14 protein-coding genes and 1 pseudogene are annotated in these 16,061 nt (G+C 39.8%); 6 read left to right on the top strand and 9 right to left on the bottom strand.

Annotation, left to right across the window (positions count from 1 at the left end; translation table 11 throughout):
* Window positions 1-28: 28 nt before the first annotated feature.
* Together SCSC_RS00740 and SCSC_RS00735 are read right to left on the bottom strand one after the other, a co-directional pair.
* A complete protein-coding gene (locus SCSC_RS00740) occupies window positions 29-184 on the bottom strand; it encodes a hypothetical protein (RefSeq protein WP_006269701.1) in 156 nt (51 codons plus the stop codon).
* Between the two features lie 254 nt (window positions 185-438).
* Entirely contained in the window at window positions 439-1,731 is a 1,293-nt protein-coding gene (locus tag SCSC_RS00735) for an adenylosuccinate synthase (RefSeq protein WP_006269704.1), read from the bottom strand.
* Window positions 1,732-2,020: 289 nt separating this feature from the next.
* Here SCSC_RS00735 and gshAB point away from each other — a divergent pair, with 289 nt between their 5' ends.
* Window positions 2,021-4,273: a bifunctional glutamate--cysteine ligase GshA/glutathione synthetase GshB gene (gshAB, locus tag SCSC_RS00730; protein WP_006269713.1), complete on the top strand. Its 2,253-nt coding sequence runs from the start codon at window positions 2,021-2,023 to the stop codon at window positions 4,271-4,273.
* Window positions 4,274-4,361: 88 nt separating this feature from the next.
* Here the strand turns inward: gshAB and SCSC_RS00725 are convergent, their stop codons facing one another.
* Entirely contained in the window at window positions 4,362-4,919 is a 558-nt protein-coding gene (locus tag SCSC_RS00725) for a GNAT family N-acetyltransferase (RefSeq protein WP_006269719.1), read from the bottom strand.
* 156 nt (window positions 4,920-5,075) lie between these two features.
* A pseudogene (locus SCSC_RS00720) lies at window positions 5,076-5,351 on the bottom strand (alcohol dehydrogenase); the annotation flags it as partial.
* A 262-nt stretch (window positions 5,352-5,613) separates the two neighbouring features.
* On the opposite strand from SCSC_RS00720, the gene SCSC_RS00715 reads away from it, so the two are divergent.
* The 4 genes from SCSC_RS00715 (at window position 5,614) to dusB (ending at window position 9,761) form a co-directional block, all read left to right on the top strand.
* Entirely contained in the window at window positions 5,614-6,432 is an 819-nt protein-coding gene (locus SCSC_RS00715; RefSeq protein ID WP_006269727.1) for a hypothetical protein, read from the top strand.
* Between the two features lie 18 nt (window positions 6,433-6,450).
* Window positions 6,451-7,722 (top strand): toxic anion resistance protein, encoded by a 1,272-nt coding sequence (locus SCSC_RS00710; RefSeq protein WP_006269710.1) that lies wholly within the window; start codon window positions 6,451-6,453, stop codon window positions 7,720-7,722.
* A gap of 208 nt (window positions 7,723-7,930) precedes the next feature.
* Window positions 7,931-8,803, top strand: coding sequence for an Hsp33 family molecular chaperone HslO (gene hslO, locus SCSC_RS00705; RefSeq protein WP_006269717.1), 873 nt, complete (start codon window positions 7,931-7,933; stop codon window positions 8,801-8,803).
* The gene (dusB, locus tag SCSC_RS00700; RefSeq protein WP_006269716.1) at window positions 8,790-9,761 is read left to right on the top strand and encodes a tRNA dihydrouridine synthase DusB; all 972 of its coding nucleotides are present in this window, start codon (window positions 8,790-8,792) and stop codon (window positions 9,759-9,761) included. Before hslO ends, dusB begins: the two co-directional genes overlap by 14 nt.
* A 70-nt stretch (window positions 9,762-9,831) precedes the next feature.
* Here the strand turns inward: dusB and SCSC_RS00695 are convergent, their stop codons facing one another.
* From SCSC_RS00695 to SCSC_RS00685, 3 genes are read right to left on the bottom strand one after another with little or no spacing between them, the layout of a single operon-like run.
* Window positions 9,832-10,272, bottom strand: a complete 441-nt coding sequence (locus SCSC_RS00695; protein WP_006269712.1) for a GNAT family N-acetyltransferase — start codon at window positions 10,270-10,272, stop codon at window positions 9,832-9,834.
* Between the two features lie 46 nt (window positions 10,273-10,318).
* Complete coding sequence (locus SCSC_RS00690; RefSeq protein ID WP_006269705.1) at window positions 10,319-12,748, bottom strand: ATP-dependent Clp protease ATP-binding subunit; 2,430 nt, start codon at window positions 12,746-12,748, stop codon at window positions 10,319-10,321.
* Window positions 12,749-12,751: 3 nt separating this feature from the next.
* Window positions 12,752-13,213 (bottom strand): CtsR family transcriptional regulator, encoded by a 462-nt coding sequence (locus SCSC_RS00685; protein ID WP_006269722.1) that lies wholly within the window; start codon window positions 13,211-13,213, stop codon window positions 12,752-12,754.
* A gap of 260 nt (window positions 13,214-13,473) precedes the next feature.
* Here SCSC_RS00685 and SCSC_RS00680 point away from each other — a divergent pair, with 260 nt between their 5' ends.
* Window positions 13,474-13,824 carry a hypothetical protein gene (locus SCSC_RS00680; protein WP_003071086.1) on the top strand — a complete coding sequence of 117 codons (351 nt, stop codon included), beginning with the start codon at window positions 13,474-13,476 and terminating at the stop codon, window positions 13,822-13,824.
* A gap of 89 nt (window positions 13,825-13,913) precedes the next feature.
* Here SCSC_RS00680 and tsf read toward each other — a convergent pair whose 3' ends face one another.
* Together tsf and rpsB are read right to left on the bottom strand one after the other, a co-directional pair.
* On the bottom strand, window positions 13,914-14,957 hold the full coding sequence (gene tsf, locus SCSC_RS00675; RefSeq protein WP_006269703.1) for a translation elongation factor Ts: 1,044 nt from the start codon (window positions 14,955-14,957) through the stop codon (window positions 13,914-13,916).
* A gap of 82 nt (window positions 14,958-15,039) precedes the next feature.
* Entirely contained in the window at window positions 15,040-15,822 is a 783-nt protein-coding gene (gene rpsB / locus SCSC_RS00670; protein ID WP_006269699.1) for a 30S ribosomal protein S2, read from the bottom strand.
* Window positions 15,823-16,061: the final 239 nt, after the last annotated feature.

Here is a 16,061-nt window from a genome sequence, read left to right as displayed (position 1 = left end):
TCCACTTTTTTAAGACACTTTTTCTTCCTCAAAAAAATTTCTCCTCTATCGTATTTTCTCCCTTTTTAATAGCATCTAGCAACTCTCGTTTGGTTGCATAGCCACCTAGCTTTTTTAAATTCCTGATAATTTCACTTATCATTATTTTTTCCTGCTCTTTATTAGATAAATCTGTAAAGTTCATTATTTATCTCCTTTGCTCTCCATTTATTATATCATGTTATAAACCTGAAAATATAAAAAAAGCCACCTTTCGATGGCTTTCAGGAGATTATTATGAAAAAGTTTAGGATTTCTATCAAATAAAGTTAGGAGGTCTTCATCTGATGATTTTAGTATAACCCAGCCAGCTTAAAATTAACTTAAGAGAGAATTATTCTTTAAACTTTTTTATTGCGTCAATAAAAAGCGAGCCGAAACCCGCTTTGTCTACTTCTATTACAAACTTGACCAAACACTTTCCAGGATGTTTGTCTGTTCACGACCAGGACCGACAGAGAAAGTAGAAATACGAACACCGACCAATTCACTGACACGGCGGACATAGTTGCGAGCATTCTCTGGCAACTCTTCTAAACTGCGAACACCTGTAATATCTTCTGACCACCCTGGCAATTCTTCATAGATTGGCTTGCACCGTTTGAGCTGCTCCAGACTAGCTGGATAATGATCAATGCGCTCACCATCTAAATCATAAGCGACACAGATTTTAACTGTATCAAGTCCCGTCAAAACATCAATCGAATTGAGAGAAAGATTGGTAATTCCAGATACACGACGGCTATGGCGCATCACAACTGAGTCAAACCAACCAACACGGCGAGGACGTCCTGTTGTCGTTCCATATTCATGGCCAACTTCACGAATGTGGCTACCTACTTCATCAAACAATTCTGTTGGAAATGGTCCATCACCAACACGACTGGTGTAAGCTTTACAAACTCCGACAACTTTGTCGATTTTACTTGGTCCTACTCCCGAACCAATCGTCACACCACCTGCAACAGGATTAGATGACGTTACAAATGGATAAGTACCTTGATCGATATCTAGCATCACTCCCTGCGCCCCTTCAAAGAGTACTCGCTTGCCTTGATCAAGAGCATCGTTCAAGATAACAGAAGTATCTGTCACGTATTGTTTAATTTGCTGACCATATGCATAGTATTCCTCAAACATATCGTCAAATCTGATAGCTGTGCTATCGTAGAGTTTTTCAAACAGACGATTCTTCTCAGCCAAATTCCTTTGCAAACGCTCTCTGAAAATATCCTTATCCAAAAGATCAGCAATTCGAATTCCCACACGAGCAGCTTTGTCCATGTAAGCTGGTCCAATTCCCTTAATAGTCGTCCCGATTTTGTTATCACCTTTTGCTTCTTCTTGTAAGCGATCTAATTCAATATGATAAGGTAGGATAACATGAGCACGATCTGAAATCCGAAGATTATCCGTCGTAACACCTTCTTCGTGCAAATAAGTCAATTCATGTACCAAAGATTTTGGATTAACCACCATTCCATTCCCGATAACAGAAATTTTATCTGGGAAGAAAATACCTGAAGGAATCAAATGCAATTTATACTTTTTACCGCCAATTACAATGGTATGACCCGCATTATCTCCGCCTTGATAACGGGCAATGACTTCGGCATTGGCTGAAAGGAAATCTGTAATCTTTCCTTTCCCTTCATCTCCCCACTGGGTCCCTACAACAACAACTGATGTCATAATCTTGTCTGAGCTAAGTGCTCGTCCTTTCTTGTCTACATGGCAGGAGTCTCACCTGCAATTATATCTTATACTTTATTATAAGAAAAATTCCTTCTTTTTTCAAGATAAGACCGCCATTGTTATTTGTAAATGACGAAGTTTGAACATCCCGCCTTTGTAAAATCTGTATCTTATCTAAAATTATGATCATTTTCTTTTAAAAAAGTTCGGAAAACGTAGTAGAAATTTGTCTTCTAAGCATTTTTATAATAGACTAAAAGTATTAGAAAACAAACAGGGATTTACCATGAACATCAATCATTTGTTAGAAAAAATAGCAGTAGATGCTCCTATTCTACAAGCCACTTTCGGATTGGAAAGAGAGGGCTTGCGTGTCAATCAAAACGGGAAATTAGCACAAACTTCTCATCCAAAAGCATTTGGCAGTCGCAATTTTCATCCAACGATTCAGACAGATTTTAGCGAGCAGCAGTTAGAACTCATCACTCCAATTGCTCCTTCTACAAAAGAAGCAAGGCGTTTTCTTGCTGCAATTACTGATGTGGCTGGACGAACCATTCCCAAAAACGAAGTGATTTGGCCACTCTCTATGCCCCCCAAATTATCGCCAGCAGAAATTCAAATCGCTCATTTAGAAAATGATTTTGAGCGCTATTATCGAGAGGGGCTGGCGAAAAAATATGGAAAAACACTACAAGCTATCTCAGGCATTCACTACAACATGGAGTTGGGACCAGACTTGATCCAAGCTCTTTTCAAGGTCAGTGATTACAAGAATATTCGTCTGTTTAAAAATGACCTCTATCTCAAATTGGCTCGAAACTTTTTACGTTTTCGCTGGTTTCTGACTTATTTATACGGGGCAGCACCAATTGCTGAGGAAGGATTCTTGACCAGGGAGATTTCTCAGCCTGTTCGCTCTATCCGCAATAGTGATCTTGGTTATGTCAATGATCAAAAGATTCATATCTCTTATGCCTCACTAGAATCTTATGTGAGCGATATAGAGAAATACGTAGCACAAGGTGATTTAATTGCTGAGAAAGAATGCTACATGCCTGTTCGTTTCCGTGGGCAAAAAGAAAATCGACTTTACTTAGAAAAAGGAATCACCTATTTAGAATTCCGCTGCTTTGACCTTGATCCTTTTGAGGTGCTGGGAATCAGTCAGGAGACAATGGACACGGTTCATCTCTTTTTGCTTGCCTTGCTCTGGCTCGATGATATAGCAGAACCTGATGAACTTCTAAATCAAGCCCATGCTCTAAATGAGCAAATCGCTCTTAGCCACCCTCTGGCTCCGCTACCAGTTGAAGCTGATACCGACTTACTTCTTGAATCCATGCAAGCTGTTATTCATCATTTTGAACTAAGTCCCTACTATCAAAACTTGCTTCAACATGCAAGAAATGCAGTAGCTGATCCCAACCTGACCCTTGCCGCTCAGCTCTTGCCTTATCTTCGAAACCAGTCCTTAGAAGCCTTTGGTTTAGAAAAAGCCAAGGAATACCACAACTACGCTTGGCATGCACATTATGCGCTGAAAGGCTATGAAAATATGGAACTCTCCACTCAAATGCTCCTCTTTGATGCTATTCAAAAAGGAGTGCAAGTAGAAATCTTAGACGAAAGTGACCAGTTTTTAAAGCTTCAACATAAAGATCATATCGAGTATGTCAAAAATGGCAATATGACTTCTAAAGATAACTACATTGTCCCTTTAGCCATGGCAAATAAGACGGTAACCAAGAAAATTTTATCTGCTGCTGGTTTTCCTGTTCCTGCTGGAGCCGAATTTTCCACTCTAGAAGAAGGTATAGCTTACTATTCTTTGATCAAGGACAAATCGATTGTCATCAAGCCTAAATCCACTAACTTCGGTTTAGGAATTTCTATTTTTCAAGAACCTACCAATCTAGATAGTTACCAAAAAGCATTGGAAATTGCCTTTTCAGAAGACAGCTCTGTTCTTGTTGAGGAATTTATCGCAGGAACCGAGTACCGCTTTTTCGTCCTAGATGGCAAATGTGAGGCGGTGCTCCTACGTTTGCCGGCAAACGTTAGAGGAGACGGTCAGCACACTATTCGAGAGTTGGTCGCTACGAAAAATACCAATCCCCTGCGCGGTCGAGATCACCGCTCTCCTTTGGAAAGAATCAAACTAGGAGAGATCGAGCTACTCATGCTAGAACAGCAAGGTTATAAAGCAGACGATATCTTACCAAAAGGAGGTCAAGTTTTTCTCCGTCGCAATTCTAATATTTCTACTGGCGGAGATTCAATAGATATGACTGAAGCTATGCATCCTTCCTACAAGAAACTAGCAGCAGAAATGGCAACTGCTATAGGAGCTTGGGTCTGCGGTGTAGATCTCATTATCCCAGATAGCACATTGCCAGCCAGCAAAAAAGAGCCCAACTGTACTTGCATTGAGCTTAATTTTAACCCATCCATGTATATGCACACCTATTGTACAGAAGGACCCGGTCAAAGCATTACGCCTAACATTTTAGCGAAACTTTTCCCAGAAATCTATTAATCTTTATACCACAAAAAACGAGCAAAACAGCTCGTTTTTATATATAACTTTCGCATAAAAATAGAACGGTTTGATAATGCTTCGCAGCTTACTCCCAGTCTCTTCCATGACCATGTTTGATTTCAAATTCAAAATAGCCATCTTCTTGAATCTTTTTGAAAATGTCCCGATAGGCTTCCTCATCAAAAAACGCTCCTTTATAAAGGATTTCAAAACTCAACCCATCGTATTCTAAATAGGCGTGCGAAGAGCAAAAACCGTTTCGCTTGTAGAAATCCATTCGAGCTTTTCGTTGTTCTAGATTATCACAAGGCTCATCCAGACGTTCTACTTCTAAAACCATGGTTCTTTGATAAAAATCCACCAACTTATCAATAATCTTCCCGCCATAACCATGACTACGCAAATGAGGCATAATCGCAAAAAAGCTGATATAAAAGGCTCTTTCATTGTAAACTGAAAAGGCAAAACCGACAAATTCATTGCCATCATAAAAGGCAAAAAAATGAGAATATTCCCCATCTCCATAGCGTAGCAACTCGGATAGCGGTGCACGCTCCTCCTCAGGAAAGGCTTCTGTATTGAGTTGTTCTACTTTTTCTAAATCCGGAAATTCGGCTGTAATAATTTGACTAGTTAAGGACATCGCTTTCCTCTTTCTAACCCATTTTTCTTTTATTTTACCAAAAATTAAGATATTTGAGAACTTTGGGGCAAAAATGCAAACGATAAAAAAGTGATCGAGACAATGTCGTCGACCGCTCATTAAATTGAGATTGAATTGCAAAAATAGGAACCGCTCTTACTCCATCACAATCATAGCTTTAATCGTTTTTCTGTCAGCCATGTCTTTGTAGGCTTGGTCAATCTCGTCCAATTTGTAAGATTGAGTGAACACTTTTCCAGGATTGATTTGACCGTCTAGAACTGCTTTTAGCAAGACTTCTTTGTCATAAGTGGTGCAAGAAGCTGGTCCGCCAGCCATTGCCAAGTTAACCATCCAATAGTCACCAATATTGATGTCTCCTGTATGAGGTACGCCGACTCGTCCGACAATAGCACCTGGACGCGCAACTTCCTATACTTCCATTCTCCCCAGCTTCACAAATACTGCTGCCTTCATCTTATTTCCCCTTTCTCTATTAAAAAGATGAAACAGTTATATTTTCGTTATATACCTTAGAGTCAACTCGAAGTCAAGAATTTTTTGAAAAATCTTGCTAGCCTCTGCTTATACTCAACTAAACTTTTTATTAAACATATCATTCAGTACCGTCTTTTATACATTTTTATGCTAAAATAGACTTAGAAATTTCAGAAGAAACAGGATTAGATAATTTATGCCCAGAAGAAATTATAACAATGTACGTTCTAGAAGATGGATCGGTATACTGCTTATTCTTATCGCAGTTGGTATTATTATACAGTACCTCATTCCAATCCTTCTTTCCATCGGCATAGGCTACGGAATTTACTACTATGCAACTCATAAACCGAAAAAAATCACAGAGCCCAGCGCCAGTCAGCAAATTGAAGATTTGAAACAGGAAATCAGAGCTGCAGATAGTCGAATCAAACAGCTGGACAATTATCTGAAAGAAAAATCTTATGCAAATTACCAACAATTAGCTGACCAGCTCTTGCCTCAATTGAGTTATATTCAAGGCCGAGCTGACACCTTAAAAAAATATATCTCGCCTGAAATTTACCAGCGAATTCAACGGAAAGTGCAAAATGTAACAACCGATATCCATGAGCAACTACACAATCTTCGCGCTCAAACTTCCGAAAGTTTAAAATCAAACTTGGAGGAATTAGCACCTGAATTACTTGAAACTATTCACAATATTCAAATCGACCACGAAGCGATTCTCAAGAAAATTTCTCAGTCAGAAAGCAACAACAAGGAAGAATTAACTGCGATCCATCAGTCTCAAATGGAGCATTATGAGGATATTTTGGAAGGCTACCTAAAAATCAAGACTTCACCGAAAGATTTTTATAATGCAGAAGAACGACTTTCTAGCGCCAAAGCAGCTATTGAGCAGTTTGATTTAGACTTGGATGAAACACTCCGTCAACTCAATGAAGCAGATCTACGAGATTTTGATATCAGCTTGAGGATTTTAAGTAAAAAAGAACCCAATACCGAACTATAACCATCAAAAGGAGACCTTATGAGCCAAGAATTTAACTTTGACATCGACAAAATCGCTAATAATGCCATTTCCAAAACAGACAGAACTACTGAAATCATCGAATCAACCGAAACACAAGCAAACGGACAGATGAACTTTTTGGAGAAATTAACTCCTGAACAACAAGATGCGATCATAGCAAAAGTCCCTCAGCTGCTAAATAACTTTATTTCCGATCAAAATACTCTTTTAGATTTTGGGCAGGCTGCAGTCGAAGAAGTTAATAATACTGTTAATCGCATTTTAGCCGAACAAAAGAAACTTCAAATCCCACAAGTAGATGAATTGTTAAAAAACACCAACAAAGAGTTAAATGGTTTTGTTGCTAAATATAAGGATACTCAAATTGCAGAACTAGATAAAAAGCCAAATTTTTTAGAAAAACTCTTTAAACAAAGTAAGAACACCTTGCAAGAGTTCTATTTTGATTCACAAAATATTGAGCAAAAAATGGATAGTATGGCTGCCACTGTCGTCAAGCAAGAAGATCTGCTCGCACGAAATATCGTTTCTGCCGAAATGTTAATTGAAGATAACACCAAATCCATTGAAAATCTAGTCGGTGTCATTTCCTTTATCGAAGCCACTCAAAAAGAAGCTGGTGCGCGTGCCTCGACTCTTCAAAATGAGGTGGCACAATTAGATACTGCCACTCTCGATTACCAAACCAAATCACAAGAATTGGCTCGCTTAACTGAGGTTGTTAATACATTGGAACAACAACATACAGAATACATCAGCCGTCTATATGTCGCTTGGGCCACTACCCCGCAAATGCGTAATCTCGTAAAAGTATCTTCTGATATGCGCCAAAAACTTGGCATGCTCCGTCGCAATACCATTCCGACTATGAAGCTCTCTATCGCTCAACTAGGAATCCTGCAGCAATCAATGAAATCTGGTCAAGTAGCAGACGCTATTTCTAATGCCAACAATGCAGCGCTGCAAATGCTAGCTGAAACCAGCAAAGAAATCATTCCACAAATGGAGAGGATTTCCCAAAATCCAACAATCGCTGTCGAATCCGTTACCAAATTAGCTGAAAGCTTAGTCGCTCAAAACCAAGGAATCATCTCTGCCATTGATAAAGGGCGGGAAAAACGCGCTCTCCTTGAAGCAACTGTAATCAAATCCGCTGAAACCATTAATGACTCTGTTAAACTACGCGACCAAAAAATTATCCAAGCTTTGCTAAATCAGGGAAAAGAAATCCAAAAAGAAGTGGATAAACCGACTACAAGTGAAACATAACGAGCTGAAACATAGACGTAATACAAAAATAAACTCTTGTGGTATGCTGTTTCATCCAAACAAAGTAACAGTATATAGCACTAACTCTTTGCTATGTAAATAATGACCAACCTCGTCAATGGTGCGGGGCAGGACAACAAAGTCACTTTCTTACGAAATACTGATTTTTGTCCCGCTCCCTTTTCTTTTTTATGTTACAATAAAAGGTATGGATAAGATTATTAAAACTATTTCAGAAAACGGAGCTTTCCGAGCTTATGTACTAGATAGTACCGAAACTGTTCGAACAGCTCAGGAAAAACACCAGACCCTTGCTAGCTCAACCGTAGCGTTAGGTCGCACACTCATTGCCAGTCAAATCCTTGCCGCAAACGAAAAAGGAGATACAAAAATCACCGTCAAAGTACTAGGGACAAGCTCCCTTGGTGCGATTATCACCGTCGCAGATACAAAAGGTACTGTCAAAGGCTATGTGCAAAATTCCGGTGTGGACATTAAAAAAACTGCAACAGGTGAAGTGTTGGTTGGACCATTCGTTGGAAATGGCGAATTTCTCGTTATTACGGATTATGGAACTGGAAATCCTTATCATTCTATGACTCCACTCGTTTCTGGTGAGATTGGAGAAGACCTTGCATTCTATCTAACAGAAAGTCAACAGACTCCTTCAGCCATTGGCTTGAATGTACTACTAGATACCAACGACAAGGTCAAGGTTGCTGGCGGATTTCTCTTGCAAGTTCTCCCTGGTGCCAAAGAAGAAGAAATCACCCGCTTTGAAAAACGAATCCAAGAAATGCCTGCTATTTCAACACTTTTGGAATCTGAAAACCATATTGAAGCCTTGCTTTCAGCTATCTATGGCAACGAACCCTACAAACGCTTGTCAGAAGAAGAGCTCCGCTTCCAATGTGATTGCAGCAAAGAACGGTTTTTAAATGCCCTCTCAAGCCTACCTAAGTCAGATCTTGAAGAAATGCGAGATGAAGACCACGGCGCTGAAATCACTTGCCAATTCTGCCAAAGCACATATCATTTTGACGAAAAAGACTTGGAGGAACTCATTCGTGACAAATCTTAATACCGCTTTTTTGATTGGTGATGTAAAAATTCCCAACCGGACTGTTCTTGCTCCCATGGCAGGCGTCACCAATTCAGCTTTTCGGACGATTGCAAAAGAGCTTGGCGCAGGACTTGTCGTCATGGAAATGGTCTCAGACAAGGGCATTCAATACAATAACAAAAAGACACTCCATATGTTGCATATTGACGAAGAAGAACATCCCGTTTCCATTCAGTTGTTTGGGAGTGACGAAGATAGTTTGGCGCGCGCTGCCGAATTTATCCAAGAAAATACCCAAACAGATATTGTGGATATCAATATGGGCTGTCCTGTCAATAAAATTGTCAAAAACGAAGCTGGAGCAAAATGGCTCAAAGATCCAGAAAAAATCTATTCTATTATCAATAAAGTTCGTTCTGTTCTAGATATTCCGTTGACCGTGAAAATGCGTACTGGTTGGGCAGATGCCTCACTAGCTGTGGAAAATGCCCTTGCAGCTGAAGCTGCTGGTGTGGCGGCTCTTGCTATGCACGGTCGTACACGCGAGCAGATGTACACTGGGCACGCTGATCTTGAAACCCTCCACAATGTTGCGCAAGCCTTAACCAAGATTCCTTTTATTGCCAATGGCGATATTCGTACTGTTCAAGATGCTCAACAGCGTATAGAAGAAGTCGGTGCTGACGCTGTCATGATTGGGCGCGCTGCTATGGGCAATCCGTATCTCTTTCATCAGATTAACCACTATTTTGAAACAGGAGAAATCCTGCCTGATCTCAGCTTTGAGGATAAAATGCAAGTCGCTTACGATCATTTGAAACGTCTAATTAACCTCAAGGGCGAGCATATCGCCATTAGAGAATTTCGTGGCTTAGCACCTCATTACCTCCGCGGAACGGCAGGAGCTGCCAAACTCCGCAGCGCTATTTCCCAAGCCAACAGCCTTGCAGAAATTGAAGAATTGCTACAAGTTTAAACATTAAAAAAACACCAATCATCTGGGAAATTATTCCTAAATGATTGATGTTTTTTATTAGTCATTTCTACTAGGTATCCAGCCGAACCATTTCAGTCCTTGGTTGATTGCGGTAAATGAGATCTTCTCGAACAGAGAATCCTAATTTCTCCCAAAACTTGTTTCCTTCTACATTCCTTTTAAAGACAACCAAGGCAACCTTATGAATTTTCAACTCATCTAAGACAGTTAAAACTGTTTCAACCAACTGTCGAGCAATCCCTCTCCTACGGTAATGCGGATGAACAGCTGTATGATAGATATACGCCCTTCGACCATCAAAGCCAACTAAAATCGCTCCAAGAATTAGTTGATTTTCTACTGCTACCAGACAAGTTTGAGGGTTTCTTTTTAGAAACTGTGCAATTCCCTCCTTAAAATCATCCAAATGATTTAAGCCCATACCTGCACATGACAGCCATAATTGGTAAACTTGGTCGTAATCTGCTTCTACCATTTCACGAATGTTCATATTAAAATACCTTATCTATTCCCTGATGAATGCTTCGAATAAAAACTCAGAGCACTTCAAACTTCAATTTTCCAGCCTTGACACCGACTTTCAAGCTTTGTCCCGTTTTTAGCTCACCTGCTAAAAGTAATTCTGATAAATGGTCTTCCACCCGAGTTTGTAGAATTCGACGCAATGGACGAGCTCCCATTTCAGGATCATAGCCCTCTTGAGCTAGAAGCTTCAAAGCACTCGGCTGGAATTTGAGTTTAATTCCTTTTTCTGCAAGACTAGAAATGAGCGGTTGCACCATAATTTTCACCACTTCCTGCATGTCTTCGCTAGTCAAACTGTGAAAAACAACCTTTTCATCAATTCGGTTAATAAATTCTGGACGATAACTTTTCTTGAGCTCTTCCATCATCCGTTTTTCCATGCTTTCATGATCAAAGTGAACATCACGTGCTCCAAAACCAACCGTCTTGTCGTCCCGCAAACTTGTCGCACCAAGATTGCTGGTCATAATGATAATGGTATTGGAAAAATCCACCTTACGCCCCTTGCTGTCTGTCAGCACCCCGTCATCTAAGACTTGGAGAAGCACATTGAAAATATCAGGATGTGCTTTTTCTACCTCATCAAAGAGGAGTACAGAGTACGGACGATTGCGAACTTTTTCAGTTAATTCGCCCCCTTCTTCATAACCAACATAACCTGGAGGCGCTCCATTGAGGCGACTGGCAGCAAATTTTTCCATGTATTCACTCATATCAAAACGAATCAGTGCTGTTTCGTCATCAAAGAGAACTTCTGCCAAAGCCTTAGCTAGCTCAGTTTTTCCGACTCCGGTTGGCCCTAAGAACATAAAGGAGCCAATTGGACGCTTGCTAGTGCGGATACCGGATTGATTGCGCCGAATCGCTCGACTAATAGCAGAAATTGCTTCATTTTGCCCAATGACCCGCTTGTGCAGTTCCTTTTCTAAATTGAGGTATTTCTTCGCATCTGTTTGCGTCAACTTTTGCACGGGAATACCTGATAAACTGCTGAGCGTTGCCAAAACATCCTCGTCTTTCACCCTTAATTTATAGACAATCGGCTGACTCTCTTTCTCCAACAACGTACTAACTTTGTTCCAATTGCCTGCCATTAAAGCCTCGTCTGCTGCACTTAATTCTGCTTTTACGTGATTTTGCGGACCTTTATTTTGTACTGTTGCAGCGGCTTCATCTAGCAAATCAATGGCCGAATCCGGTAGATGTTTGCTTGTTAGATAACGATAAGCATACTTAACAGCCGTCTCAATGGCCGAATCCGTAATCACGACCTTGTGGTGATCTTCATAAGTTTTCTTTAGCCCTTGTAAAATCGCAATACTATCAGCTACTGTTGGCTCTTCAATAGCAACCTTAGCAAAGCGCCGTGAAAGAGCTGCGTCCTTTTCAATATATTTCTGGTACTCTTCTTGTGTCGTTGCGCCGACCGTTCTGAGTGTCCCTCTGGCCAAAGCTGGCTTGAGAATGTTCGCTGCATCTAATGTCGAGTCAATCCCGCTACCCGACCCCATAATAGTATGAAGCTCATCAATGAAAAGAATGACATGTCCATCTGCTTCAATATCATTGATAATATTCTTCATCCGTTCCTCAAAATCACCACGAAAACGAGTTCCAGCCACCACATTCATTAAATCTAGCTCTAAAACTCTCATCTTTGCAAGCTCATTTGGAACTTGACCAGCTGCCACACGTTGCGCCAAACCAAGGGCTAATGCTGTCTTCCCAACTCCTGCATCTCCTACCAAAACTGGATTATTTTTCGTCTTGCAACTTAAAATCTGAAGCATGCGAGAAATCTCTTTATCCCGCCCAATGACCGGTTCTAAAAGGCCCATATGAGCCATTTCAGTTAGATCACGAGTATAATCTTCTAGTCCGCCACTGGTTGCAGGAGGCATTCCCATCATATTAGCCATCGTTTGTCTTGTTGCTGCAGCATTTTTATTTAGGTGACGAATCGCCTTTAAATCCTCTTTATTCCAGCTTGCCTTATGCTCTAAATTTTTCCGAAGATCTGTCATGCGTAGAGCACCTTCTTTATCTTCGTAACTAAAACCAATAAATTCAAGAATACGCGCTGCCAAACTTCCTCGGTCAAATAACATAGCTAGCAACACATGCTCTGTCCCAAGGTTCTTGGCATGAACCGCCTCTGCAATTTGTTCAGCAGTCAAAAATAACACTTTCATGCGATAAGAAAACGGCCAAATAGTAAAAGCTCCCTCTTGTTGATAGACTTTCCCCGTGATATGAAAAGCCGCCTTTTCAAAATCATCAATTTCAAGTGGATAATCATTTAAAACTGAACCAGCAACACTATAAGGATTATTTGCCATAGCAATCAACAGCTGCCAAGACTCTAAATAATCCGTTTCAAAATGACTTGCTAATAGCTGTGCTGATTCAATACTTTCTGTCAAAGCTTTTGAATGTTTCATATATTAGTTTTTCCCTTTTCTATCAACTTGCTGTAAAATTTTCTTTAACATCCGCGCACGAATCTGTGCAGCATTTGTCCCCAACACCCTGTCTGTTGTCGTTGCTAAAAGAAGATTCCCTTCTCGTTCTGTCATGATCTGTTCATCAAATAACAGCTGAATAATATCTGTAAAGACCTGATGGCTAATCTGCTCACCAACGCTATGCAACAAATCACAAAGCAACTCATGGTGATTGGAAAATTCAATTCGACCAATCCGAATATAGCCTCCTCCACCACGCTTACTTTCAACAACATAGCCACGACTCTCCGTAAAGCGCGTCTTTATTACATAATTTATCTGGCTAGGAACAACCTGAAAAACATCTGCAATCTCACTTCGCTTCAGCTCCGCAATCCCTGCCTGTGCCAAAAGAGCTTTAATATATTCTTCAATATTATCTGATGTATTTTTATTACTCATGACAACTCCTTTCTTTTTGGTCTCAGTCTATAAACAACTACCCACAACTGACATTGACTATCTTTGACTAATATTATACCGAAATTCTTCTCTTTTTAAAAGAAAAAGAGTTAAATGAAAAACTGAAAAGTCTGATTATTCAAGCAAGTGAAAAAGCTTATCTATCAGCAACAATTCAAGTGTAAACGCTTGCCTTTTAATTTTAAAGCGTTATAATATAGATGAAAATTTGACGATATCAATAAAAGGAGGCCAAATGAATGAAAATGGATTGGTTCAAATATACACGTCATATACTGGTTTGGTTGTTTTCAACTTTATTCTTTTTTACAATTATTTCTGCTGACTATGTAGATGTTCAAGTCGCCACATTAGTCGCCTGTTTATTTGCCCCGTTTTTATTTGAACCGTCTTCAATAAAACCCAAAACAAAATGGACAATTGATTTAGCCATTGTTGTTACCAGTGTTTTTGCTATTCTTTTTACACAAACTTATCGAATTGCTTTCACCTACTCTGAAATTACTTATTTACTTATCTCCTTAGTTGTTTTAATCTTTGTAGACTTAGTCATTTCACACAAAGGATTCACGAAACGAATTGTAAAATAATAGCAAATGGGACTAGAAAAGGTTAGAGAACAGACTTAGTTCTCTAACCTTTTTACTTATTTTAAATTCTAGATAGTGGATTGGCTGGTTTAGTTTTGTCCAAGTGCAGCAGCCATTGTAGCAGCTACTTCTGATTCAAAATCATTGGCAGCTTTTTCAATACCATCACCTACTTCAAAACGTGTGAAGCTAGCGATTGTAGCCCCTTGACTTTCAAGGAATGCTTCAACAGTTTTGCTGTCATCCATAATATAAACTTGGGCTAAGAGTGTATATTGTTGGTCGACTTTTGTGTTATCTAACATAAAGCGATCCATCTTACCAGGGATGATTTTGTCCCAGATTTTTTCTGGCTTACCTTCAGCCGCAAGACCTGCTTTAATATCTTCTTCAGCTTGTGCAATTACTTCATCTGTCAATTGAAGTTTAGAACCAAATTTGTAGTGTGGAAGTGCTGGTTTACCAACCATTGCACGGCTTTCATTGTCTTGGTCAATTTTATGGTTCATTTGAGCCAATTCATCATGGATAAATTCTTCGCTCAATTCTTTGTATGAAAGAACAGACGGTTTCATAGCAGCAACGTGCATTGCTACATGTTTTGCAAGATCTTCGTCACTACCTGAAAGAACAGTAATAACTCCGATACGTCCACCATTGTGTTGGTATGCACCAAATACTTGATCATCTGCTTTTTCAACAACTGCAAAACGACGGAATGAAATTTTTTCTCCAATTGTAGCAGTTGCACTAACATAAGCAGCTTCAAGTGTTTCTCCTGAAGGCATTATCAAAGCAAGTGCTTCTTCATTGTTCGCTGGTTTGCCTTCTGCAATCACTTGAGCCGTTTCGTTTACTAATTCAACAAATTGAGCATTTTTTGCTACAAAATCTGTTTCTGAATTCACTTCAACGATAGCAGCGATATTGCCACTCACATAGACACCAGTCAATCCTTCAGCAGCAACACGATCTGCTTTTTTAGCAGCTTTTGCCATACCTTTTTCACGAAGCAATTCGATTGCTTTTTCGATATCGCCATCTACTTCTACAAGTGCTTTTTTAGCATCCATGACACCAGCACCAGATTTTTCACGCAATTCTTTTACAAGCTTAGCTGTAATTTCTGCCATTTTGATCCTCCAATTAAGATATTACGATTTGATTGAATAAAAAGGGGAGGGCTAGGCCCCGCCCCATAGGTTCGTTACTTGATTATTCGTTTGAGCCTTCAACAACTTCAACGATTTCTTCAATAGAATCTGCTTGTGTATCAGTTGCAGCTAATTCTACTTCTACTGATTCAACGTTATCTTCACCTTGACGCCCTTCGATAATCGCATCAGCCATTTTCGCAGTGATTAATTTAACAGCGCGGATAGCATCATCATTTGCTGGAATAATCACATCAATGTCATCTGGATCTGTATTCGTGTCGACCATCGCAACCACTGGAATACCAAGCTTCTTAGCTTCTTTTACAGCGATTTGTTCTTTATGTGGATCAACAACGTACATTACGTCTGGGATGCGAGGCATTTCTTCGATACCACCCAAGAATTTTTCAAGACGAGCGCGTTGTTTATTAAGAAGAGCGACTTCTTTCTTAGGAAGCACGTCAAAAATTCCGTCTTCTTCCATGCGTTTGATTTCTTTCAAACGAGCAACACGTTTTTGGATCGTTTCCCAGTTAGTGAGAGTTCCACCCAACCAACGGTGGTTGATGTAGTATTGACCTGCACGTTCTGCTTCATCTTTTACAGCATCAGCAGCTTGCTTTTTCGTACCAACAAACAAGATAACCGCATCGTTAGCAGCAGCATCGCGCATAAAGTCGTATGCTTGATCTGCAAATTTTACAGTTTGCTGAAGGTCAATTACGTGGATACCGTTACGTTCTGTAAAGATGTATTTCGCCATCTTAGGGTTCCAGCGACGAGTTTGGTGACCAAAGTGCACACCAGCCTCAAGAAGTTGTTTCATTGAAATTACTGCCATGAGTAAGATCTCCTTTTTGTTTTTTTCCTCTTTCAGATTTCAACTTGCAAAATCACCCGTAGGCAACAATTTCACAATTCATCTGAAATGAGTATTTGCCGATTACACGACATCTACTATCATATCAAAAGTTCTTCTATTTTACAAGAGGTATTCTGCTTTTTTATAGTCTTCTCAATCTCCATCTGTTTATTCTAGAGTTTAATCTTAGATGATGAAGCACTACAATTTTACCGATA

Source organism: Streptococcus constellatus subsp. constellatus (assembly GCF_023167545.1).
Classification (GTDB): Bacteria; Bacillota; Bacilli; order Lactobacillales; family Streptococcaceae; genus Streptococcus; species Streptococcus constellatus.
The sequence above is the reverse complement of the archived record's forward strand: the minus strand, read 5'-3'. Positions and strand labels throughout refer to the sequence as shown.

Bases quoted from the DNA above. Each gene is read 5' to 3' on its own strand.
- SCSC_RS00740 (WP_006269701.1), bottom strand. From the start codon at position 184: ATGAACTTTACAGATTTATCTAATAAAGAGCAGGAAAAAATAATGATA.
- SCSC_RS00735 (WP_006269704.1), bottom strand. From the start codon at position 1,731: ATGACATCAGTTGTTGTTGTAGGGACCCAGTGGGGAGATGAAGGGAAA.
- gshAB (WP_006269713.1), top strand. From the start codon at position 2,021: ATGAACATCAATCATTTGTTAGAAAAAATAGCAGTAGATGCTCCTATT.
- SCSC_RS00725 (WP_006269719.1), bottom strand. From the start codon at position 4,919: ATGTCCTTAACTAGTCAAATTATTACAGCCGAATTTCCGGATTTAGAA.
- SCSC_RS00715 (WP_006269727.1), top strand. From the start codon at position 5,614: ATGCCCAGAAGAAATTATAACAATGTACGTTCTAGAAGATGGATCGGT.
- SCSC_RS00710 (WP_006269710.1), top strand. From the start codon at position 6,451: ATGAGCCAAGAATTTAACTTTGACATCGACAAAATCGCTAATAATGCC.
- hslO (WP_006269717.1), top strand. From the start codon at position 7,931: ATGGATAAGATTATTAAAACTATTTCAGAAAACGGAGCTTTCCGAGCT.
- SCSC_RS00695 (WP_006269712.1), bottom strand. From the start codon at position 10,272: ATGAACATTCGTGAAATGGTAGAAGCAGATTACGACCAAGTTTACCAA.
- SCSC_RS00690 (WP_006269705.1), bottom strand. From the start codon at position 12,748: ATGAAACATTCAAAAGCTTTGACAGAAAGTATTGAATCAGCACAGCTA.
- SCSC_RS00685 (WP_006269722.1), bottom strand. From the start codon at position 13,213: ATGAGTAATAAAAATACATCAGATAATATTGAAGAATATATTAAAGCT.
- SCSC_RS00680 (WP_003071086.1), top strand. From the start codon at position 13,474: ATGAAAATGGATTGGTTCAAATATACACGTCATATACTGGTTTGGTTG.
- tsf (WP_006269703.1), bottom strand. From the start codon at position 14,957: ATGGCAGAAATTACAGCTAAGCTTGTAAAAGAATTGCGTGAAAAATCT.
- rpsB (WP_006269699.1), bottom strand. From the start codon at position 15,822: ATGGCAGTAATTTCAATGAAACAACTTCTTGAGGCTGGTGTGCACTTT.